Source organism: Bradyrhizobium sp. Unk1 (assembly GCF_059512345.1).
Map to the genome: position 1 here is coordinate 1 of NZ_JCAMOP010000180.1, position 1,184 is coordinate 1,184.

Annotated in this window: 1 protein-coding gene; it reads left to right on the plus strand. The window is 60.6% G+C overall.

Annotated features, from left to right (window positions below; translation table 11 throughout):
* Positions 1-588: 588 nt before the first annotated feature.
* The coding region (locus AC5ZFO_RS47980; RefSeq protein WP_496124263.1) for a PLP-dependent transferase at positions 589-1,184 on the plus strand (596 nt) is incomplete at its 3' end.

The following is a 1,184-nucleotide window of genomic DNA, read 5'->3' on the forward strand; positions in this document are numbered from 1 at the left end:
CCGGGCGTTCACCGAAACTGTCCCTGCCCAAAAGATCGCTTAAATCAGCGCTCTCCCGCCTTCTTCACGGACGACTCAGTCCTGGCAAGGGAGTATGGAATGGATCCTTTTGCGAGAAGAAGCCATAACGCGATTAAATTTCTCCGAGAGAGATCACTTGTCCGTTCGAAGAGATCCCATCTCAGCGCAGAATCTGCCCTGCCTCACGATCCTCGAGCGGGCCCACGTCCCGTTCGGCAGCCCAATTTTCAACCGTCTGGTCTTGGTCCTCCGCATGAGCTGAATCTGCCGCGTCATAGCCTGTCAGCACTTCGTCCCACTGCGCCCCGGCATACAATCAATTGACGAGTCTGCCGGAGGGCTTCCCCGCTATGCTCCATACTCTCGCCGTTAGCGGCAACCAGCTAACCAGCCTACCCGAGAACCTACTGACGCAGTTGAGCGCTGGTGCCGAGTTAGATCTGCCTGGAAATCCGCTGCCGGAGCAGGTGCTGACGAACCTGCATACAGGCTCGATTTTGTGACCACCGCGGTGTACCACCGATTCGGCCCGCAACGTGCGGCCAGCATCAGAACAGCGAGGCAGCCATGGTAAAACCGTTCCCGTCGAAGACCCATATCGGCAACCATATGCTGCATCCGGAAACCCTGATGCTGACCTATGGCTACGATTCGCAATTGTCGGAAGGCGCCATCAAGCCTCCGGTGTTCCTGACCTCCACCTTCGTGTTCAAGACCGCCGAAGACGGGCAGGACTTCTTCGACTATGTCGCGGGCCGGCGCGAGCCGCCGGAAGGCATGGGCGCGGGCCTGGTCTATTCGCGCTTCAACCACCCCAACAGCGAAATCGTCGAGGACAGGCTCGCGGTCTACGAGCGCACCGAGAGCTGCGCGCTGTTCTCATCCGGCATGGCCGCGATCGCGACCACGATCCTCGCCTTCGTCCGCCCCGGCGACGTGATCCTGCATTCCCAGCCGCTGTATGGCGGCACGGAAACGTTGCTGACGAACACACTGGCGCGCCTGTCGATCGGTGCGGTCGGCTTTGCCGACGGCATCGATGAAGCCTCCGTCAGGCAGGCCTCGGAGCAGGCGATGGGTAGGGGGCGGGTTTCGATGATCCTGATCGAGACCCCGGCCAATCCGACCAACGGCCTCGTCGACATTGCGATGATCCGCCGCAT